The 18,645-nt window shown below is 68.7% G+C and carries 21 protein-coding genes and 1 pseudogene; 14 read left to right on the top strand and 8 right to left on the bottom strand.

Annotation, left to right across the window (positions count from 1 at the left end; genetic code table 11):
* The first annotated feature begins 30 nt into the window (after positions 1–30).
* The 4 genes from tatA to lnt are packed head-to-tail and all read left to right on the top strand — an operon-like array spanning position 31 to position 5,196.
* A complete protein-coding gene (tatA, locus tag RL72_RS20310) occupies positions 31–321 on the top strand; it encodes a Sec-independent protein translocase subunit TatA (RefSeq protein WP_045252055.1) in 291 nt (96 codons plus the stop codon).
* Between the two features lie 59 nt (positions 322–380).
* Positions 381–1,136 (top strand): twin-arginine translocase subunit TatC, encoded by a 756-nt coding sequence (tatC, locus tag RL72_RS17040; protein ID WP_045252054.1) that lies wholly within the window; start codon positions 381–383, stop codon positions 1,134–1,136.
* On the top strand, positions 1,133–3,607 hold the full coding sequence (locus RL72_RS17035) for a DEAD/DEAH box helicase (RefSeq protein ID WP_045252053.1): 2,475 nt from the start codon (positions 1,133–1,135) through the stop codon (positions 3,605–3,607). The genes tatC and RL72_RS17035 overlap by 4 nt, the downstream gene beginning before the upstream one ends.
* Positions 3,608–3,624: 17 nt before the next feature.
* Complete coding sequence (gene lnt, locus RL72_RS17030; protein ID WP_045252168.1) at positions 3,625–5,196, top strand: apolipoprotein N-acyltransferase; 1,572 nt, start codon at positions 3,625–3,627, stop codon at positions 5,194–5,196.
* Here the strand turns inward: lnt and RL72_RS17025 are convergent.
* The 4 genes from RL72_RS17025 to RL72_RS17010 form a co-directional block, all read right to left on the bottom strand.
* Positions 5,193–5,576, bottom strand: a complete 384-nt coding sequence (locus RL72_RS17025) for an RNA polymerase-binding protein RbpA (protein ID WP_045252052.1) — start codon at positions 5,574–5,576, stop codon at positions 5,193–5,195. The two genes, lnt and RL72_RS17025, sit on opposite strands and share 4 nt — an antisense overlap.
* Before the next feature lie 153 nt (positions 5,577–5,729).
* Positions 5,730–6,443 carry a glycerophosphodiester phosphodiesterase family protein gene (locus tag RL72_RS17020; RefSeq protein ID WP_346218198.1) on the bottom strand — a complete coding sequence of 238 codons (714 nt, stop codon included), beginning with the start codon at positions 6,441–6,443 and terminating at the stop codon, positions 5,730–5,732.
* 56 nt (positions 6,444–6,499) lie between these two features.
* A complete protein-coding gene (locus RL72_RS17015; protein WP_045252050.1) occupies positions 6,500–7,495 on the bottom strand; it encodes an SPFH domain-containing protein in 996 nt (331 codons plus the stop codon).
* A gap of 21 nt (positions 7,496–7,516) precedes the next feature.
* Positions 7,517–7,993, bottom strand: a complete 477-nt coding sequence (locus tag RL72_RS17010; RefSeq protein WP_045252049.1) for an NfeD family protein — start codon at positions 7,991–7,993, stop codon at positions 7,517–7,519.
* 134 nt (positions 7,994–8,127) lie between these two features.
* Between RL72_RS17010 and RL72_RS17005 the strand changes: the two genes are divergently transcribed.
* Complete coding sequence (locus RL72_RS17005) at positions 8,128–8,892, top strand: SDR family oxidoreductase (protein ID WP_045252048.1); 765 nt, start codon at positions 8,128–8,130, stop codon at positions 8,890–8,892.
* Positions 8,893–8,951: 59 nt separating this feature from the next.
* On the opposite strand, the gene RL72_RS17000 is transcribed toward RL72_RS17005, so the two are convergent.
* Entirely contained in the window at positions 8,952–9,536 is a 585-nt protein-coding gene (locus tag RL72_RS17000) for an HdeD family acid-resistance protein (RefSeq protein ID WP_045252047.1), read from the bottom strand.
* Between the two features lie 104 nt (positions 9,537–9,640).
* Here RL72_RS17000 and RL72_RS16995 point away from each other — a divergent pair, with 104 nt between their 5' ends.
* The 4 genes from RL72_RS16995 to RL72_RS16980 all read left to right on the top strand — a co-directional run bounded on the left by RL72_RS16995 (position 9,641) and on the right by RL72_RS16980 (position 13,768).
* Positions 9,641–10,078 carry a helix-turn-helix transcriptional regulator gene (locus RL72_RS16995; RefSeq protein WP_045252046.1) on the top strand — a complete coding sequence of 146 codons (438 nt, stop codon included), beginning with the start codon at positions 9,641–9,643 and terminating at the stop codon, positions 10,076–10,078.
* Positions 10,079–10,088: 10 nt separating this feature from the next.
* Positions 10,089–10,499: a VOC family protein gene (locus tag RL72_RS16990; RefSeq protein ID WP_045252167.1), complete on the top strand. Its 411-nt coding sequence runs from the start codon at positions 10,089–10,091 to the stop codon at positions 10,497–10,499.
* An 88-nt stretch (positions 10,500–10,587) separates the two neighbouring features.
* A complete protein-coding gene (locus RL72_RS16985) occupies positions 10,588–12,942 on the top strand; it encodes an ATP-binding cassette domain-containing protein (protein ID WP_045252045.1) in 2,355 nt (784 codons plus the stop codon).
* Positions 12,943–12,949: 7 nt separating this feature from the next.
* On the top strand, positions 12,950–13,768 hold the full coding sequence (locus tag RL72_RS16980) for a TrmH family RNA methyltransferase (protein WP_045252044.1): 819 nt from the start codon (positions 12,950–12,952) through the stop codon (positions 13,766–13,768).
* A gap of 27 nt (positions 13,769–13,795) precedes the next feature.
* Here RL72_RS16980 and RL72_RS16975 read toward each other — a convergent pair whose 3' ends face one another.
* A complete protein-coding gene (locus RL72_RS16975) occupies positions 13,796–14,032 on the bottom strand; it encodes a hypothetical protein (protein ID WP_211256077.1) in 237 nt (78 codons plus the stop codon).
* Positions 14,033–14,329: 297 nt separating this feature from the next.
* Positions 14,330–14,683, bottom strand: coding sequence for an ArsR/SmtB family transcription factor (locus RL72_RS16970; RefSeq protein ID WP_045252042.1), 354 nt, complete (start codon positions 14,681–14,683; stop codon positions 14,330–14,332).
* Positions 14,684–14,765: 82 nt separating this feature from the next.
* On the opposite strand from RL72_RS16970, the gene RL72_RS16965 reads away from it, so the two are divergent.
* Together RL72_RS16965 and RL72_RS16960 are read left to right on the top strand one after the other, a co-directional pair.
* Positions 14,766–16,088: an NAD(P)-binding domain-containing protein gene (locus tag RL72_RS16965; RefSeq protein ID WP_045252041.1), complete on the top strand. Its 1,323-nt coding sequence runs from the start codon at positions 14,766–14,768 to the stop codon at positions 16,086–16,088.
* A 14-nt stretch (positions 16,089–16,102) separates the two neighbouring features.
* Complete coding sequence (locus tag RL72_RS16960; RefSeq protein ID WP_248700511.1) at positions 16,103–16,597, top strand: GNAT family N-acetyltransferase; 495 nt, start codon at positions 16,103–16,105, stop codon at positions 16,595–16,597.
* Positions 16,598–16,618: 21 nt separating this feature from the next.
* Here RL72_RS16960 and RL72_RS16955 read toward each other — a convergent pair whose 3' ends face one another.
* The gene (locus tag RL72_RS16955) at positions 16,619–17,293 is read right to left on the bottom strand and encodes an arsenate reductase/protein-tyrosine-phosphatase family protein (RefSeq protein WP_045252039.1); all 675 of its coding nucleotides are present in this window, start codon (positions 17,291–17,293) and stop codon (positions 16,619–16,621) included.
* Between the two features lie 77 nt (positions 17,294–17,370).
* Between RL72_RS16955 and RL72_RS16950 the strand changes: the two genes are divergently transcribed.
* From RL72_RS16950 to RL72_RS19955, 3 genes and pseudogenes are all read left to right on the top strand, one after another.
* Complete coding sequence (locus tag RL72_RS16950; protein WP_045252038.1) at positions 17,371–17,787, top strand: arsenate reductase ArsC; 417 nt, start codon at positions 17,371–17,373, stop codon at positions 17,785–17,787.
* A complete protein-coding gene (locus RL72_RS16945) occupies positions 17,784–18,434 on the top strand; it encodes an arsenate reductase ArsC (protein WP_045252037.1) in 651 nt (216 codons plus the stop codon). Before RL72_RS16950 ends, RL72_RS16945 begins: the two co-directional genes overlap by 4 nt.
* Positions 18,431–18,612: pseudogene (locus tag RL72_RS19955) on the top strand (aquaporin family protein); the annotation flags it as partial. The gene RL72_RS16945 and the pseudogene RL72_RS19955, both read left to right, overlap by 4 nt.
* Positions 18,613–18,645 lie beyond the last annotated feature (33 nt).

Below are 18,645 nucleotides of genomic sequence, written 5' to 3'. Positions count from 1 at the left end.
GGAACACCCGAACCATCAAGGGAGATCATCATGTTCGCCGGGCTCAACGGATGGCACCTCGTCATCATCCTCGCCGTCATCCTGCTCCTGTTCGGCGCGGCCAAGCTTCCCGCTCTCGCGAAGAGCATGGGCCAGTCCGCCCGCGTCTTCAAGGGTGAGATGAAGGCCATGAAGGACGAGGACGCGGCTGCCGCCGCGAACGACGCTCCTGCCGCGCAGACGCAGGCTCCGGCCACGACCGCGCTGCCCACGCCGGTCCAGAACACGTCTGCGGACACCACGGCCGTCACCCCGCCGCACGACGCCGGTACGCAGCGCTGACAGGCGTGACCGACGTGTCACCCGCGACGAAGGGCCGAAAGCCGCGTCGCGACAGCACCATGCCCCTTGCGGGGCATCTCATCGAGTTGCGACGGCGGCTCGTCATCGCCGCCGGGGCGCTGCTCGTCGGCATGATCGTCGCCTTCTTCATCACGGACCCGATCCTCGACTTCGTGACTGCACCGATCCACGAAGTGGCGAAGATCCGTCCTCACGCACTGGTCGGCTTCACCTTCAACTCGGTGACGGCGCCCTTCGACCTGCGCATGAGACTCGCCTTCTCGATCGGAATCTTCCTGTCTGCGCCGATTTGGCTCTGGCAGCTCTGGGCATTCATCATGCCCGGCCTCACGAAGAAGGAGATCCGGTACACGATCGGATTCGTCGGCGCCGCTGTGCCGCTCTTCTTCGCAGGTTGCTGGGTCGGCGTGCTGGTCATGCCGCACATCATTCTGCTGATGGCGGGCTTCACGCCCGAAGGCGCGGACAACCTCTACAGCGCGCAGGAGTACTACGACTTCATCTTCAAGCTGATGATCGTGATCGGCGTCTCGTTCATCATCCCGGTCTTCCTGGTGGCGCTGAACTTCGCCGGCATCATGTCGGGCCGCGCGATCCTGAAGGCCTGGCGGATCGCGATCCTCATCGCCTGCCTGTTCGCCGCGCTCGCGACGCCGGCCGCCGACGTCGTCAGCATGCTCATGCTCGCGGGGATCCTGATCGTGCTGTACTTCGCCGCCGCGTGCCTGTCGCTCCTCTTCGACCGTCGCAAGCACAAGCGCCAGCAGGAGTTCCTCGAGGAGTCCACGGTATGACGTCACCGGCGGACCGCTACGCCGCCGCACGTGCCGCCCAGGACCACCCCGCAACGACCGCCTTCGAGGCCATGCAGCGCTTCCGCCTCGACCCGTTCCAGATCGAGGGCTGCCACGCCCTCGAGCGCGGCAGCAGCGTTCTCGTCGCGGCTCCGACGGGAGCGGGCAAGACGATCGTCGGAGAGTTCGCGATCCATCTCGCGATGTCCACGTCGTCGGACAAGGCGTTCTACACGACGCCCATGAAGGCACTGTCGAACCAGAAGTTCCGCGAGCTGGTGGACGTCTACGGCGCCGACCAGGTGGGTCTGCTCACAGGCGACGTCAACATCAACGGATCGGCGCGCATCGTGGTGATGACCACCGAGGTGCTGCGCAACATGATCTACGCGGACTCGCGCGCTCTCGACGACCTCCGCTACGTGATCATGGACGAGGTGCACTACCTCGCGGACCGCTTCCGCGGAGCCGTGTGGGAAGAGGTCATCATCCACCTGCCGCGGAGCGTGCGTCTCGTGGCGCTGAGCGCCACGGTCTCCAACGCCGAGGAGTTCGGCGACTGGCTCGACACCGTGCGCGGCGGCACCGAGGTCATCGTCTCGGAGATCCGCCCCGTGCCGCTCGAGCAGCACGTGCTCGTACGCGACGATCTGCTGCCGCTCTTCGACGATCGCGCCGGGATCGCCACGGCGCAGGTCAACCAGGAGCTCCTACGGATCCGCTCCTTCGGCGGGGCGAACTACGAGCGCAACCGGGATGCCCAGCAGTATCGCAGCGCCCGGCACGCCGGCGCCCAGGCGCGGCGACCGCAGCGCGGGGGCAAGCGCCCGGTGCGCTCAGCCAATGTGCGCCGGATCGAGCGGCTCGATCGCCCGCAGGTCGTGGAGCTCCTCGATCGTGCGAATCTGCTCCCCGCGATCTTCTTCATCTTCAGCCGCGTCGGCTGCGACGCCGCGGTGACGCAGGTGCGCCGGTCCGGGCTGCGCCTCACGACCGCCGAGGAGCGGCGTGAGATCAGGGCGATCGTCGAGGACCGTGTGCGCACGCTGCGCGACGAGGATCTCGCGGTGCTGGGCTACTGGGACTGGCTCGACAACCTCGAGCGCGGCGTGGCCGCCCATCACGCAGGCTTGCTGCCGGCGTTCAAGGAGATCGTCGAGCAGCTCTTCCAGCAACGCCTCCTGAAGGTCGTCTTCGCCACCGAGACTCTCGCTCTCGGCATCAACATGCCGGCGCGCACGGTGGTGCTGGAGCGCATGGAGAAGTTCAACGGCGAGGCACGCGTCGCGATCACCTCCGGTGAGTACACCCAGCTGACGGGCCGCGCCGGGCGGCGCGGGATCGACGTCGAGGGGCATGCGGTCGTGCAGTGGACCGAGGGGATGGACCCGCAGGCCGTCGCCGCGCTCGCTTCTCGCCGCACCTACCCTCTGAACTCGAGCTTCCGGCCGACGTACAACATGGCTGTGAACCTGCTCGACCGGTTCGGGCGCAACCGCTCCCGGGAAGTGCTGGAATCGTCGTTCGCACAGTTCCAGGCGGACCGGGCCGTGGTCGGCCTGGCGCGGAACGTCCGCGAAGCGGAGACATCGCTCGCGGGCTATCTCTCGTCGATGACCTGCGATCGAGGGGATTTCGCGGAGTACTCGGGGATCCGCCGGGAGCTGAGCGATCTGGAGAAGAAGAACCGCGCGGATCAGCAGGCGCCCCGGGCCGTGCGTGACAAGCGCCTCCGCCAGATCGAGGGTCTGCGCCGCGCGATGCAGCGCCACGCATGCCACCGCTGCCCCGACCGCGAGATGCACGCGCGCTGGGCGGAGCGGTATTGGAAGCTGAAGCGCGAGACCGACCGGATCCGCAAGCAGATCGAGAACCGCACCGGCACCGTGGCACGCGTGTTCGACCGGGTGCTCGACGTGCTGACCGAGGTCGGGTACGTGCAGGGGAGCGGTGATGCCCTGACGCTCACCGATGCGGGCCGCACGATGCAGCGCATCTACGGGGAGCGAGACCTGCTCGTCGCAGAGTCGCTGCGCCGTGGGCTGTGGGACGGGCTCGACGCCCCGTCTCTGGCGGCGATGGCGTGCGCACTGGTGTACGAGCCTCGCCGTGACGACGGCTCCGTGGATCCGAGGGATCTGCCGCGCGGGCGCTTCCGCATCGCCTGGGAGCGCACGCAGGAGCTGTGGGCAGAGCTCGACGACCTCGAGCACGACAACCGCCTTCCCGGATCCGACCGTCCGTCGGCGGGGCTCGCCGGCGCGATGCATGCGTGGGCGCGGGGCAGCTCTCTGGACGCGGTCCTGGAGGACGCGGACATGGCCGCCGGAGATTTCGTGCGGTGGGCCAAGCAGACCATCGACCTCCTGGATCAGCTCTCCATCGTCGCGCCGGATCCCGACACCGCCCGGACCGCGCGAGCGGCGCTCGATGGCGTGCGCCGCGGCATCGTGGCGTACTCGTCGATGTGACCGGGCTCCGCATCCGCATGTCCGAACGCCTGCCTGCGCCCCGCGACGCGATCCGTGTCGCCCCGATCGTGCCGCTCTGGGCGGCTGTGATCTGCGCGGCCGCCGCCGGGGGACTCCTCACGCTGGCCTTCCCCGCGGTCTCGCTGTGGATCGCCGCGTTCCCCGCGATCGGGCTCCTGCTGCTGTCGCTGATCGGCCGTCGGGTGTGGTCGGCGCTGCTCGTCGGCTTCGTCTACGGTGCCGTGTTCTTCCTGATCCTGGTCTCCTGGACCGCACGGTACCTGGGACCGATCCCGTGGCTCGCGCTGGGGCTGCTGGAGGCGGCGCTGACCGCCGTGGCGCTGATCCCGGTGATGCTCGCGTATCGATGGATCCCGTCGCTGCCTCTGCGCGGATATGTGCGTTCCGTACTGCTCGCGGTGACCGTCGCCGCGCTCTGGGTCGGTCGAGAGCTCTTCGTGGGCAACTGGCCCTACGGGGGATTCCCCTGGGCGCGCATCGCCTACACGCTGGCCGACACGCCCGCGGCACGCGTGAGCAGCTGGATCGGCATCAGCGGGCTCGGCTTCCTCATGGTGCTGCTGGTGGCGCTGCTGCTGGAGCTGGGACGCGCGGGGATGCGGCCTCGCATCCGGGTACTCGTCGCACCGGTCGTGCTCGTGCTGCTCCTTGCCGCGCTGCCCGCGTTCCCGACGACCGGGCATGGCACGATGCGCATCGGCGCCGTCCAGGGGAACGGTCCGACCGGCTACTTCGACCAGCGGGAGCCGCTGTCCGTGCTCGACGCGCAGACCGCGGCGTCGGAACCGCTGTACGGCAAGCGGATGGACCTGCTGGTGTGGCCCGAAGGCGGACTCGACGGCGATCCGTTCCAGTACCCGGAACTCGCAGACGGCCTCGATCGGGTCGCCGCGGGCGTGCGTGCGCCGATCCTCGCGAACGCCGCCACGCAGAAGGGCGAGCTGTTCTACAACACCTCGTTCCTGTGGCCGCAGAGCGATCATGCGCCGCTCGCGCGCGACGACGTGCAGACGCACGCGAAGCGGCACCCCGTCCCCTTCGGCGAGTACGTGCCCGACCGGGCGTTCTTCAACGCGATCGTGCCCGACCTGATCGGGCTCATCGGGCGCGAGTACACCCCGGGAACGGATGCGCCACTCGTGCGGGTCGGCAAGACGCCCGTCGGCCTCGCGATCTGCTTCGACGTGATCTACGACGAGCTCATCGCGCAGGGGATCGACGGAGGCGCTCAGGTCCTGGTCTTCCAGACCAACAACGCCGACTTCCGCGGAACGGTCGAGAACCTCCAGCAGCTCGGCATCGCGCGCATGCGCGCCGTCGAGACGGGCCGCTCGGTGGTGAACATCTCGACGGTCGGCACCAGCCAGGTGATCCGCGCCGACGGGTCGACGCAGGCGTCGCTGGACGAGGATCGCCCCGGTGCGCTGCTCGAAGACGTCGAACTGCGTACCGGGGCGACGGCGGGCGTAGTGATCGGACCCTGGATCGAGCAGCTCCTCCTCTGGGGCGGGCTGCTCGTCGTCGTGGTCGCCGGCATCGGGAGTCGCCGGCGGGGGAGTCGCGGTTAGGCGCCGATCCGCTCGCGGGTGGGATCCTCACCGGCGCCGCGGCGCGCGCGGATGAAGGCGAGGCGCTCCTCCAGGAGCTCCTCGAGCTCGGCACGGGTGCGGCGCTCGAGCAGCATGTCCCAGTGGGTGCGGCCGCCCTTGTCGCCGGAGTCCTCGACCTCGACCGGCTTCCCGTCGACCTGCAGGCGTGCCTCTGCACCGCAGGTGCGGCACTCCCAGGTGGCCGGCGGCTCGGCGTCGGCCGCGAACATCAGGGTGGTCACGTGGCCGCAGGAGTCGCAGGTGTATGCGGTCTGCTGGCGTTCCATGAAGACGACGCCCTCTTCGCTCTGAAGGCTCTGGGCGCCGAGTCGGATTCCTCGAAGGCTGCGATCTGCCATTGTGTGGTCCTCTCGTCGCCCTCAGGTATAGCGGCCTGGGCTGTGCGGAAGGTGCGAAGGGGGCAAACCATGAACGCTTTCACAGTCGATACCCAGGCCCACGCGCCGATCCACCGCAGTGACACCCGGTTCGCTGTGCCGCGCGACTCGGTCTCAGCTCGGGCGGAGCGTGGCGATGGCGAGGTCTGCGCGATCGGTGACGATGCCGTCGGCGCCGCCGTCGACGAGCGCACGCATGCGCTCGGGGTCGTTGATCGTCCACACGTGCACCTCCGCGCCGGCGTCGTGGACAGCGTCGACGAGCCGGGGGGTGAACACCCGCAGAGCGCCGAAGCTCTCGGGGATCTGGACCGCGTCGAGGTTGCGGAGGATGCGCCGGGTCCAACGGGTGAGTCGCAGGGCAGAAGCCAGCCTCAGCAGCGCGATCGCCGATCGGCCGCCGGAGGACGCAGGAAGCACCTCGGCGCCGGCGGCGCGTGCCGCGTCGAGGGCGGCCCGCCGATTGCGGTCGTCGAAGCTCGTGAGCAGCACGCGATGCGCGTGTGCGGCGACGGCCCGACCGACGTCCGCCGCAGCGGAGAGATCCTTGACGTCGACATTGAACCGCAGCGCCGGGAAGGCCTCGAGCGCCTCACCGAGCGTGAGGAGGCCGCCGTGCGAGGCGAAGAGCGCGGCGAGCTCCCTCGTGCCGACCTCGGCGACAGGGCGCGGGTCGCCGAGCAGCCGCTGCAGCGTCTCGTCGTGGAACAGGACCGCGTCGCCGTCGGCGGTGGCGCGGCAGTCCGTCTCGACGTACTGCGCCCCTGCGGCATCGGCTGCAGCGAGTGCGAGGGCCGAGTTGTCGAACACGGACGAGTCCTCGCCCACCAGACCGCGGTGAGCGAGGACTCGAGGCGACGCAGCGCCCTGGAAGTACGGGTGCGTCACGCCGCGCCGTCGGACGCCGGGGGAACCGCCGCCGCCGAGGCGGCCGCCCGCGTCGTCGGGGCTGAAGGCGCCTTCGGCGAGAAGGGAGTGGATCCGCCCGACCCCGGCGTGAACGCTCCGCCGAAGTTCTTCAGCGCCTCCGTGAACTCGCTGGGGATGATCCACAGTTTGCTCGACGCGCTCTCGCTGATCTTGGGCAGCATCTGCAGGTACTGGTACGCGAGGAGCTTGTCGTCGGGCTGGCCTTGGTGGATGGCGTTGAAGACGTTCTGGATCGCCTCCGCCTCGCCTTCGGCGCGCAGCACGGCCGCCTGCTTCTCGCCCTCGGCGCGGAGGATGTCCGCCTGCCGCTGACCTTCGGCCTCCAGGATCTGCGACTGCTTGGTGCCCTCCGCGGTGAGGATCGCCGCGCGACGGTCGCGCTCGGCACGCATCTGCTTCTCCATCGAGTCCTGGATCGACACGGGCGGGTCGATGGCCTTCAGCTCGACGCGCCCGACCCGGATGCCCCACTTGCCGGTGGCCTCGTCAAGCACGATGCGCAGCTGACCGTTGATGTTGTCGCGGCTGGTCAGCGCCTCCTCGAGGTTCAGACCGCCGACGACGTTGCGCAGTGTGGTGGTCGTCAGCTGCTCGACCGCGCCGAGGTAGTTGGCGATCTCGTAGGTCGCGGCGCGGGCGTCGGTCACCTGGAAGTAGACGACCGTGTCGATCGACACCACGAGGTTGTCCTCGGTGATCACAGGCTGCGGCGGGAACGAGACGACCTGCTCGCGCATGTCGATGAGGGGGCGCAGACGATCGATGAACGGCACGAGCAGGTTCAGGCCCGGCATCAGGGTCTTGTGGTACCTGCCCAGCCGCTCGACGACGCCGGCAGTGGCCTGCGGGATGATCCTGACCGATCGCGCGATCGTCACCAGCACGAAGATGATGACGGCGATCGCCAGGATCCACCCGATGGCGGTGGGGATGAAGGACGCGCTGTCCATGAAGGGCTGCTCCTGTTTCTCCTAGTCGTGGGCGGAACGGACGTAAGCGGTGGCGCCCTCGATCCTCTCCACGCGCACAGGGGCGCCGGGGGAGAGGGGGGCGAGCACGGGGGAGTCGGAGGCGAGGCGCGCGGTCCAGGTGTCGCCGTTGGAGAGCTTGACCTGGCCGGTGAGGGAGGTCACCTCGAGCAGGACGGTGCCGCGCAGCCCGATGAGGGCGTCGACGTTGGAACGGGTCTGGTCCTCGCCGCGGTGCAGGCGACGCAGCAGCGGCGGGCGCAGCAGGAAGATCAGCAGCACGGCAGCGAGGGCCGCGATGATGACCTGCACCCAGACCGGCCATCCCGTGAGGGTGGACAGCAGCCCGACGGCGGAGCCCAGGCCGAGCATGAGGAAGGTCATGTCGAGCGTGAAGATCTCGATGACGAAGAACAGGACCATCAGGACCAGCCAGCCGATCCACGCCCAGTCCTGGAACATCTGCAGGATCGTGTCCATACCGCCCCCTCTTTTTGCCAACCTATCACGGGGCCGACGCGCGACATCCGTCCTCCACACCGCGGAATCACGCGGATTGGTAGGGTGATCTGGTCCCACCCGCGCGCTCCGGCGCATGCTCTCGAGGAGTCCTCGTGTCTCAGACCCTTCCCGCCGAATCGCTGACCGGCAAGGTCGCCCTCGTCACCGGATCCTCCCGCGGCATCGGCGCCGACACGATCCGCTATTTCGCGGAGGCCGGCGCGGATGTCGTCATCAACTTCCGCAACAAGGCGCCGCGCGCGGAGAAGCTCGCGAACGAGGTGCGTGCTCTCGGACGCCGCGCACTGGTGGTGGGCGCCGACCTGACCGATCCGGCCTCCGTGGCCGAGATGTTCGCGGCGGTGCAGAACGAGTTCGGCGGTCTCGACGTCCTGGTCCTGAACGCCTCCGGCGGCATGGAGGCCAACATGGGCGAGGACTACGCGCTCCGTCTCAACCGCGACGCGCAGGTCAACGTCCTGCAGACGGCGCTTCCGCTGCTGCGCGAAGGCGGCCGCATCGTCTTCGTCACCAGCCACCAGGCGCACTTCATCCGCACGACGCCGACGATGCCCGAGTACGAGCCGGTCGCGCTGTCCAAGCGCGCCGGCGAGGACGCGCTGCGGGAGCTGATCCCGACGATCGAGGCGCAGGGCGGGGAGTTCGTCGTCGTCTCGGGCGACATGATCGAGGGCACGATCACCGCGACGCTGCTCGAGCGTGCGAACCCGGGCGCGATCTCCCAGCGCCGGGAGTCCGCAGGCCGTCTCTACAACGTGTCGGAGTTCGCTGCGGAGGTCGCGCAGGCGGCGATCGACCCGGTCCCCGCCGATCACACGCGTCTTATCGGCGACGTCAGCGGTTTCGTCGCGGAGTAGTCGGAATACGCGGAAGCGGCCCGGAGCATATGCGCCGGGCCGCTTCCTCGTGCGGGGAGTCAGAGACCGGCGGCGTCCGCGACGGCCTTCGCGTCCTTCGCGATCGTGATCGCGCGCACGATCTGCATGACGCCGAGCACCACGAGCGAGATGCCGAGGAACAGCCAGAAGAACGGCACAGCCGCGAGCCCCAGGCTGATCACGGCGATGCCCGCCACGATGCTGAGCAGCGCGTAGAGCAGCGTCCAGGTCTTGGACCCGTCCTGCCCCATGAGGCTCAGCGAGACGACGCCGTCGAAGATCCAGCTGACGCCGATGAAGATCACGGTGACGAGCGCGAAGGCGACGGTCGCCGCCTGGATGTTCGAGAACGCGATGACGCCCGCGACGATGTAGAGGAGTCCGAGGGCGATGTGGCCGACTCGGGCCCAACCGGACTTCGCGGCGCTGAAGATGCCGAGGCCGATGTAGACGACGCCGGCGACGATCAGGTAGGCGGCGACGATTCCGGTGAGGACGAAAGCCGTCTTGACCGGCCACACCAGCATCACGATGCCCGCGATGAGTGCGATGATGCCGGACACGGCGAGGAAGATGCGAAGCGACTTCACGAGGCTCTTCGCATCGGCAACTGCTTCGGACATGGGGGACCCTTTCTGAGTAATCCCTGAGAATCTGGGATGGCCTTACTGTACCGCCGAGCACGGAAGGGATCCGCGAACCCGCGCCGCCATGCGAGGATCGGGGGATGAGCCCGGCCGCCGACGAGGATCGCCTGCGCGATCTCGCCGCACTGCGGAAGGTCCGGGACCGCATCGATCGGGACTACGCCCAGCCGCTCGACGTCGAGGCCCTCGCTGCGGGAGTGCACATGTCGGCGGGGCATCTGAGTCGCCAGTTCAAACTCGTCTACGGCGAGCCTCCATACTCCTATCTGATGACGCGGCGGATCGAGCGCGCGATGGCGCTGCTGCGCCGGGGGGACGTGTCGGTCACCGAGGCGTGCTTCGCCGTCGGCTTCCAGTCGCTGGGCACGTTCAGCACGCGGTTCTCGGAGTTGGTCGGCGTCTCGCCGAGCCGTTACCGGGCGGATCCGGGACTCGGGCCGGGGGTCCCGTCCTGGATCGAGAAGCAGGCGACCAGACCGATCAGGAATCGAGAAGCCCCGACGGAGCCGCCCGCGTAGCGTGAGCGGCATGGACATCACGATCAACGCCAGCTTCCTCCCGCACACCGATGCAGAGGAGTCGCTCCGGTTCTATCGCGACGTGCTCGGGTGGGAGCTCCGCAAGGACGTCGGCTATCAGCAGATGCGGTGGCTCACGGTCGGGCCGGTCAACCAGCCCGACACCTCCATCGTCCTGACCCCGCCGGCGGTGGACCCCGGCATCAACGACGACGAGCGCCGCACGATCCTGGAGCTCATGGCCAAGGGGAGCTTCGGCGGCGTCGTGCTCGCCACGGAGAACGTGGACGCCGCGTTCGCGGAGATCGAGGCCCGTGGTGCCGATGTCGTGCAGGAGCCGATCGACCAGCCATACGGGATCCGCGACTGCGCGTTCCGCGACCCGGCCGGCAACATGATCCGTCTGCAGCAGGTCGCCTGAATCCCTCGCGGTGCCCGCCGGTGCGTCGGCGGGCACCGCTAGTCTGTGTCCCGCCCCTTCCCGCCCGCATGACCAGGAGGCTCTGCCGATGACCGCGTCCCACGTCGCCGACACCCACGACACGATCAGGGTGCAGGGCGCCCGGGAGAACAACCTCAAGGATGTCTCGATCGAGCTGCCGAAACGCAGGCTGACGGTGTTCACGGGGGTTTCCGGATCCGGCAAGACCTCCCTCGTCTTCGACACGATCGCCGCCGAGTCCCGCCGGATGATCGACGAGACGTACAGCGCGTTCGTGCAAGGGTTCATGCCGTCGGTCCCGCGCCCCGACGTGGATGTGCTCGAGGGCCTGACCACGGCGATCCTCGTGGACCAGGAGCGCCTGGGAGCGAATCCTCGCTCGACCGTGGGCACCGTGACCGACGCGAACGCGATGCTGCGCATCCTCTTCTCGAAGCTCGGAACGCCGTATATCGGCGGACCCACCGCGTTCTCCTTCAACATCCCGACGCAGAAGGCCAGCGGCGTGATGACGGGCCCTGGCGGTGAGAAGAAGATCGTGAAGGACGCGATCTACCTCGGGGGGATGTGTCCGCGCTGCGAGGGCAGGGGAGCGGTGTCGGACCTGGATCTGACGCAGATCGTCGATGAATCGAAGTCCTTGAACGACGGCGCCATCATGGTGCCGGGATACACGGCCGACGGGTGGATGGTGCGCCAGTTCGCCGAATCGGGCTTCTACCCCGCGAACAAGCCGATCGCCGACTTCACGGAGAAGCAGCGCCAGCTCTTCCTCTACGGCGAGGTGACGAAGGTCAAGATCAACGGGATCAACATCACCTACGAGGGCCTCATCCCGAAGATCACCAAGTCGATGCTTTCCAAGGACATCGACGCACTGCAGCCGCACATCCGAGCCTTCGTGGAGCGTGTCGCGACCTTCGCCGTGTGTCCGGAGTGCGACGGCACGCGGCTGACCGAAGGGGCGCGGTCGTCGAAGATCGACGGGGTGAGCATCGCCGACGCGTGCCGCATGCAGGTGACCGATCTCGCTGCCTGGGTTCGCGGGCTCGACCTCCCCGGGGCGGGCCCGCTGCTGGAGGCGCTGCGTGCCAACCTCGACGCGTTCGTGACCCTCGGGCTCGGCTACCTGTCGCTCGAGCGACCGAGCGGCACGCTGTCCGGGGGAGAGGCGCAGCGCATCAAGATGCTCCGCCACCTCGGCTCGTCTCTGACGGACGTGACGTATGTGTTCGACGAGCCGACGATCGGCCTGCATCCGCATGACATCCAGCGCATGAACGGACTGCTGGAGCAGTTGCGAGACAAGGGCAACACGGTGCTCGTGGTCGAGCACAAGCCGGAGACGATCGCCATCGCGGACCACGTGGTCGACCTCGGCCCTGGCGCGGGCAGCGCCGGCGGCGAGATCTGCTTCGAGGGTACGGTCGAGGGGCTGCGTGCGAGCGGCACGCTCACCGGGCGGCATCTGGACGACCGTGCGGCGCTCAAGCCGGCTGTGCGCGAGCGCACCGGGGCGATCGCGGTGCGCGGGGCGAGCACCAACAATCTGCGCGACGTGGATGTGGACGTTCCGCTGGGCGTGCTCACCGTGGTGACCGGTGTCGCCGGCTCCGGCAAGAGCTCGCTGATCCACGGCTCGGTCGCGAAGCACGAGGGCGTCGTCTCGATCGATCAGACGGCGATCAAGGGATCCCGTCGCAGCAACCCCGCCACGTACACCGGGCTGCTCGAGCCGATCCGCAAGGCCTTCGCCAAGGCGAACGGCGTGAAGCCCGCGCTCTTCAGCGCGAACTCCGAAGGGGCGTGCCCGACCTGCAAGGGAGCCGGCGTGATCGTCACCGAGCTCGGCTTCATGGACACCGTCGAGAGTCCCTGCGAGGACTGCGGTGGAAAGCGCTTTCAAGCAGCCGTGCTCGAGTACAAGCTCGCGGGGAAGGACATCACCGAGGTGCTCGACATGCCGGTCGCCGAGGCGCATGAGTTCTTCCGTGGGGGAGAGGCGAAGATCCCCGCGGCCGTGGCGATCCTGAGTCGCCTCGAGGATGTCGGGCTCGGCTATCTGTCGCTCGGCCAGCCGCTGTCGACCCTCTCGGGCGGAGAGCGCCAGCGCATCAAGCTCGCGACGCAGATGGCCGAGGGCGCCGACACGTACGTGCTCGACGAGCCGACGACCGGACTGCACCTCGCCGACGTGCAGAATCTGCTCGGACTGCTGGACCGGCTGGTCGATGCGGGGAAGTCGGTGATCGTGATCGAGCATCACCAGGCGGTGATGGCACACGCGGACTGGATCATCGACGTCGGTCCCGGGGCAGGGCACGACGGCGGCCGGATCGTCTACGAGGGCGCGCCGGCGGATCTCGTCGCGGCGAAGTCCACGGTGACGGGCGAGCACCTCGCGGCCTACGTGGGGGAGTGAGAAGACGATGGCCGATCTGAAGATCACGACGCGCAACTCGCGGTTCCAGCTGCTCGAGGCACTGACCCGCAACCGCTCGCACCGCACTCGCGAGCATCGTTTCGTCGTGCAGGGGGTGCGTCCGATCTCCCAGGCGATCGAGCACGGCTGGAACATCCTGACCGCTGTCTATGACGCCGAGCGCTCTCTGTCGCCGTGGGCCCGGGAGGTCGTCGGGCAGGCGCGCGAGACGATCGCGATGAGCGCGGCGCTCCTCGCCGAGCTCGCGGACAAGGACGAGGGTGCCACGGAGCTCATCGCGGTCGTCGCGATGCCGGACGACGACCTGTCGCGGATCTCGGTTCCGGCGGACTTCCTCGGCATGGTCTTCGACCGGCCGACACAGCCCGGCAACATCGGCGCCATCCTGCGTTCGATGGACGCGCTGGGGGGCAACGGCTTGATCGTCTCGGGCCACGCGGCGGATCCCTACGACCCGAAGTCGGTCCGCGCGTCGACGGGATCGCTGTTCGCGATGCCGACGGTCCGGGCGGCATCGCCGGGGCCGGTACTGGACTGGGTGCGCACCCAGCGTGCTGCGGGAGCGCCGATCACGGTCGTCGCCACCGATGAGCATGGCGATGTGGATGTGTGGGATCACGACTTCACGCAGCCGTCGCTGATCTTGATCGGAAACGAGACCGGAGGACTGGCGCGCGGCTGGCGTGAGGCTGCGGACGTGATGGTGCGCGTGCCGATGGTCGGTGCCGCCAGCTCGCTCAACGCATCGAATGCCGCCACCCTCATGCTCTACGAGGCGGCGCGTCAGCGCGCGGCCGTAAGTTGAGCAGGGAGTCGATAACGGTGTGCGACATTATGTCAGCTCACGCGCATCGCGTCGGCCCACGAACGTCTCGGGGAAGCGCAGGGTGCGGTCGATGACGCGTTCGCGTTCTTCGGCCAGGGCGATTCTGCGGAGGTTCGCGAGATAGCCGTCCAGCCCCGTCTTGTCGGCGAATGTGTAGAACTGGACCTCGTCGGGCGTGCCGTCAGATCCATCGCCGATGGCGCGATGAACGATCCGCGCGCCGTGATCGAGAAGCAGCCCCAACACAGCGTCTTCGTAGACGTGCAGAGCGGGACGATTGTTCGGAGTGGCCCCAGAGCAGGCAGCAGAGCGTTATCGGCGTGGCTCGATGCTGTCAGCGTTCCTTCCGCGATATCCCCGATAATGCACATTATGTCAGTTCATGGATCGACTGTGCCCTGAGCTCCGAACGCGACTCCCCTCGCGGCAGGCCGGCACCACCGTCGGCTCTCCCCGTGGACGCCGGGCGAGCGGCACGTGGGAACGCGCGGGAGGCGATGCCCCGAATCGTCGGCGGGATGCCCGCGGCGGGTCTCCGCCTTAGGCGGTCGCCAGTATGCGGGTCACGCCGTCAAGGGCTCCCGGCGCCAGCCGGTAGTACGCCCATGTCCCCCGCTGCGAGCGCGTGAGGAACCCGGCGGTGGTCAAGACCTTGAGGTGATGGGATACGGTCGGCTGCGAGAGTCCGACCGGGTCGATCAGGTCGCAGACGCACGCTTCCTGGTCGGCGCTGGAGGCGACGATCGACAGCAGCCGCAGCCGGGCAGGATCTGCGAGAGCCTTCAACCGCACGGCGAGCTGCTCTGCGTCCTGCTGGCCGAGGGGTTCCTTCACAAGCGGCGCGCAACACGGCGCGCCGGCGGACACGTCGGTGACCTCGAGCAACTGGACCATGCATCGATATTAGTCGATATTGACAGGTGTCGATAGATGCGCTCATACTTGCATCGACGTTCATCGATATACGGAGGTTCTGATGGGGACGATGCTGGATCTCACTCCCCGGACGGTCGTGTCGGATCGGCTGGCGACGCTGCCGGTCGTGATCATCGGCGCGGGCCCGGTCGGGCTCGCGGCGGCGGCGAATCTGGTGGAGCGGGGCATCGACTTCACGATCCTCGAGGCCGGGAGCCGGATCGCGGACTCGGTCCAGCTCGGGGGCCACACCCGCTTCTTCTCCCCCTGGAAGCACCTGATCGACCCCGCGTCGCGCCGCCTGTTGGAAGCCTCTGGTTGGGCGCTATCCGCGGCGGAGGGGCGCGCCCCGAGCGGGCAGGAGCTCGTCGATGACTACCTGTCGCCGCTCGCTGACCTGCCGGAGATCGGATCTCGGATCCGGTTCAGCCAGCGGGTGATCGCGGTGACCCGGGAGGGCATGGACCGCACCCGGACGGCCGGGCGTGCCCAGACCCCGTTCCTGCTGCGCGTCCAGCACGCCGACGGACAGGTCGCTGAGGTCACGGCGCGGGCGGTGATCGACGCGTCCGGCACCTACACGACCCCGAACCCTCTCGCCTCCTCGGGCCTCGTCCCGCTCGGCTTCGACCAGGTCGCCGACCATGTCCTGCACGCCCTCCCCGACGTTCTCGGGGCCGATCGGGCCCGGTTCGCCGGCACGCACACGGTCGTCGTCGGTGCCGGGCATTCGGCAGCGAACACGCTCATCGCGCTCGGGAAGCTCGCACGGGACGAGCCGGGCACACGGGTGTCGTGGGTGATCCGGAACCCGTCCGCGATCCGGGTGTCCTCCTCCCCCGACGACGAGCTGCCGGATCGGGCGAAGCTCGGTACCCGCACCGAACAGCTTGTCGCGTCCGGGGTCGTGTCGGTGGTCGACTCGTTCGAGATCTCCCGTGTCGAGCCTACGGGCTCCGGGATCCGGCTGGTCGGCACCCGCCGCGGTGAACCGGCGACGGTGGAGGCCGATCTGGTCGTGAACGCGACCGGGTTCCGCCCCGACTTGGACATGCTCCGTGAGGTCAGGCTCGAGCTGGACGAGATCGTCGAAGCGCCGAAGCGGTTGGCGCCGCTGATCGACCCGAACCTGCACTCCTGCGGGACGGTCGAACCGCACGGGTTCCGGGAGCTCACGCACCCGGAACAGGGGTTCTTCATCGTCGGGATGAAGTCCTACGGCCGCGCCCCGACGTTCTTGCTCACCACGGGATACGAGCAGGTCCGCTCCGTTACCGCCTGGATCGACGGCGACGTCACCGCGGCGTCGCAGGTCGCCCTGGTTCTGCCGGCGACGGGGGTCTGCTCCACCGGTGACAGCGCCGGAGCGTCCTGCTGCTCATGACACGGATGCGCCCGATGACGCCTGGTGACTGGGCGCGGGTCGAAGAGATCTTCGCGGCCGGGATCGCCGGCGGTGAGGCCACGTTCGAGACCCGCACCCCCACCTGGGAGCAGTTCGACTCCGGCAAGATCCCCGCACCACGCCTCGTCGCGACCAACGAGGACGGGACGGTCATCGGCTGGGCGGCCGCCTCCCGGATCTCTACGCGAGACGTCTACCGAGGAGTGATCGAGCACTCCGTCTACATCGACCCCGCCCACCACGGTCAGGGCGTCGGGCGGGCGCTGCTGGCAGCGTTCGTCACCGCGGCTGAAGAAGCCGGCTACTGGATGATCCAGTCGAGCATCTTCCCGGAGAACACCGCGAGCCTGCGCCTTCACGAGCAGGCCGGGTTCCGGGTCGTCGGCACCCGGGAACGCATTTCCCGCTCTCTGCTCGGCCCACATGCCGGCCGATGGCGGGACACAGTGCTCATCGAGCGGCGCTCCGCCCGCAACGGCACCGACTGACCGGCCGGGGCGGCCTCGCGTTCAGGCGAGGGCGAGGATGCGCGGGGCGAGTTGATCGACGCGGCGGCGGAGGTCCTCGAACGCCGCCTCGAACGCCGCATCCGTCCCGACGCGCACGGGGTCAGGCACCGACCAGTGCACGGTCCCGGCCGGGTATTCCTCATGCGCGCGGTCGCAGACCGTGATGATGAACGCCCCGTCCATGTCGACGTCGTCGACGAGCCGCGGCACCGCACCGGTGAGGTCGAGCCCGTGACGGGCCGCGGTCGCGATCGCCCCCGGAGCGACCCGCTCGGCGGGGTGAGTGCCGGCCGACTGGGCCGGCACCGGGCTGACCGTGTTCCACAGGGCCTCGGCGAGCTGCGAGCGGGCGGAGTTCGCCGAGCAGACGAACACCACCCGGTCCGCGCCCGCGGCGGCGAACGAGCCGAGGCCCATCAGTGCGCCGGGCACGAGCCGCACATAGCTGCGGCGTTTGTCGCCTTCGGATCGCTCGCGGGTGATGATCCCTTCCCGCTCGAGCACGTTCAGGTGATGCGCGAGCAGGTTCGATGGCACGCCGAGCTCTTCGCGCAGCTCGGTCGGTGACAGGTCCCCATAGGTCAGCATGTCCAGCATCCGCAGCCGCGCCGGGTCCGCGAGAGTCGCGTGCTTGCGGGCCCGCTCCTCCACCGAGAAAATTCGCTCACTGTTCATTGGCTCAATATTGACTGAGCTATAGTCGGTTCGTCAAGCTGGGCGTAACCCAGCGATCCCGAGGAGAGGACCCGACCATGGCCGACAAGCCCACCGTGTTGTTCGTCTGCGTGCACAACGCGGGCCGGTCGCAGATGGCCGCCGGCTACCTGCAGCACCTCGCCGGAGACCGGATCGAGGTGCTCTCGGCCGGGTCCGCGCCGAAGGATCAGATCAACCCGGTCGCGGTCGCCGCGATGGCTGAGGAAGGCATCGACATCGCCTCGAACACCCCGAAGCTCCTCACCGTCGAGGCGGTGCGGGAGTCGGATGCAGTGATCACGATGGGCTGCGGTGATGCCTGCCCGATCTTCCCCGGCAAGCGATACGAGGACTGGGTGCTGGATGACCCGGCAGGGCAGGACGAGGCCACGGTCCGCCGCATCCGGGACGAGATCCGCGCCCGGGTCGAAACCCTGATCGGCGAGCTGCTCCCCGAGGAGAGTGCGGCATGAACGCGCAGGGCGGGTTGCAGTCCGCGGATGCGGTGCTGCACCGGGCCGCGGAGCGGCTCGCGCAGCAGTTCACCGGGATGGTCGGTGAGGAGACGGTCGAGCGGGTCGTGTTCGAGTCCTACACGGCCCTGGGGCGCACGGCGACGGTCACCTCTTTGCTGCCGACGTTGGCGGAGAAGTTCGCGCGCGACCGGCTGGTCGCTCTGGCGCAGTCCCGCGGGCAGGTCGCAAAGACGGTCCCGGAAATCCTCTATCTCTGCGTCCAGAACTCGGGCCGGTCTCAGATGGCCGCGGCGATCACCCGGCAGCTCGCCGGTGACCGCGTCCACGTCCGCTCCGCCGGTTCCCAGCCCGCCGCTGATCTGCTCCCCGGTGTCGTGACGGTGCTCACTGAGGCGGGGATCGACCTCACCGGCGAGTTCCCGAAGCCCCTAACCGACGATGTCGTCCGCGCGGCGGACGCCGTCGTGACGATGGGGTGCGGGGACGCCTGCCCGCTCTATCCGGGCAAGCGCTACCTGGACTGGCAGTTGACCGACCCGGAAGGGCTCGATCTGGACGGGATCCGCGCCGTCCGCGACGAGATCCAGGCACACGTCGAGCAGCTGCTCACCGAACTGCTGCCGTCGACGGGCACCGCCTCATGACCGGCCGTCCTACCCTTGCCCGTCACGCCCTGTCCGAGCTCTCGGGACTGGGCTGCTGGTGACCACCGTGGTCGGGTCCGGGATCGCGGCGCAGCGCCTGTCCACCAATGTCGGGCTGCGGCTGCTGGAGAACTCCCCCGCGACCGTGTTCGGTCTCGCGGTGCTGATCCTGCCGCTGACCTGCTTGACCGATCCCTCGGGAACGATTGCC

The organism is Microbacterium azadirachtae (genome assembly GCF_000956545.1).
Classification (GTDB): domain Bacteria; phylum Actinomycetota; class Actinomycetes; order Actinomycetales; family Microbacteriaceae; genus Microbacterium; species Microbacterium azadirachtae.
Note: the sequence above shows the minus strand (reverse complement) of the source record. Positions and strands in the feature narration are given on the sequence as shown.

What these genes read in the sequence shown, in the direction of transcription:
- RL72_RS16985 (WP_045252045.1), top strand. Translation starts at nt 10,588, where the DNA reads ATGACCGCGTCCCACGTCGCCGACACCCACGACACGATCAGGGTGCAG.
- tatA (WP_045252055.1), top strand. Translation starts at nt 31, where the DNA reads ATGTTCGCCGGGCTCAACGGATGGCACCTCGTCATCATCCTCGCCGTC.
- RL72_RS16970 (WP_045252042.1), bottom strand. Translation starts at nt 14,683, where the DNA reads ATGGTCCAGTTGCTCGAGGTCACCGACGTGTCCGCCGGCGCGCCGTGT.
- RL72_RS16990 (WP_045252167.1), top strand. Translation starts at nt 10,089, where the DNA reads ATGGACATCACGATCAACGCCAGCTTCCTCCCGCACACCGATGCAGAG.
- RL72_RS17015 (WP_045252050.1), bottom strand. Translation starts at nt 7,495, where the DNA reads ATGGACAGCGCGTCCTTCATCCCCACCGCCATCGGGTGGATCCTGGCG.
- RL72_RS16965 (WP_045252041.1), top strand. Translation starts at nt 14,766, where the DNA reads ATGGGGACGATGCTGGATCTCACTCCCCGGACGGTCGTGTCGGATCGG.
- lnt (WP_045252168.1), top strand. Translation starts at nt 3,625, where the DNA reads ATGTCCGAACGCCTGCCTGCGCCCCGCGACGCGATCCGTGTCGCCCCG.
- RL72_RS16960 (WP_248700511.1), top strand. Translation starts at nt 16,103, where the DNA reads ATGACGCCTGGTGACTGGGCGCGGGTCGAAGAGATCTTCGCGGCCGGG.
- RL72_RS17010 (WP_045252049.1), bottom strand. Translation starts at nt 7,993, where the DNA reads ATGGACACGATCCTGCAGATGTTCCAGGACTGGGCGTGGATCGGCTGG.
- RL72_RS17025 (WP_045252052.1), bottom strand. Translation starts at nt 5,576, where the DNA reads ATGGCAGATCGCAGCCTTCGAGGAATCCGACTCGGCGCCCAGAGCCTT.
- RL72_RS16995 (WP_045252046.1), top strand. Translation starts at nt 9,641, where the DNA reads ATGAGCCCGGCCGCCGACGAGGATCGCCTGCGCGATCTCGCCGCACTG.
- RL72_RS16980 (WP_045252044.1), top strand. Translation starts at nt 12,950, where the DNA reads ATGGCCGATCTGAAGATCACGACGCGCAACTCGCGGTTCCAGCTGCTC.
- RL72_RS17035 (WP_045252053.1), top strand. Translation starts at nt 1,133, where the DNA reads ATGACGTCACCGGCGGACCGCTACGCCGCCGCACGTGCCGCCCAGGAC.
- RL72_RS16945 (WP_045252037.1), top strand. Translation starts at nt 17,784, where the DNA reads ATGAACGCGCAGGGCGGGTTGCAGTCCGCGGATGCGGTGCTGCACCGG.
- RL72_RS16955 (WP_045252039.1), bottom strand. Translation starts at nt 17,293, where the DNA reads ATGAACAGTGAGCGAATTTTCTCGGTGGAGGAGCGGGCCCGCAAGCAC.
- RL72_RS17000 (WP_045252047.1), bottom strand. Translation starts at nt 9,536, where the DNA reads ATGTCCGAAGCAGTTGCCGATGCGAAGAGCCTCGTGAAGTCGCTTCGC.
- tatC (WP_045252054.1), top strand. Translation starts at nt 381, where the DNA reads ATGCCCCTTGCGGGGCATCTCATCGAGTTGCGACGGCGGCTCGTCATC.
- RL72_RS16950 (WP_045252038.1), top strand. Translation starts at nt 17,371, where the DNA reads ATGGCCGACAAGCCCACCGTGTTGTTCGTCTGCGTGCACAACGCGGGC.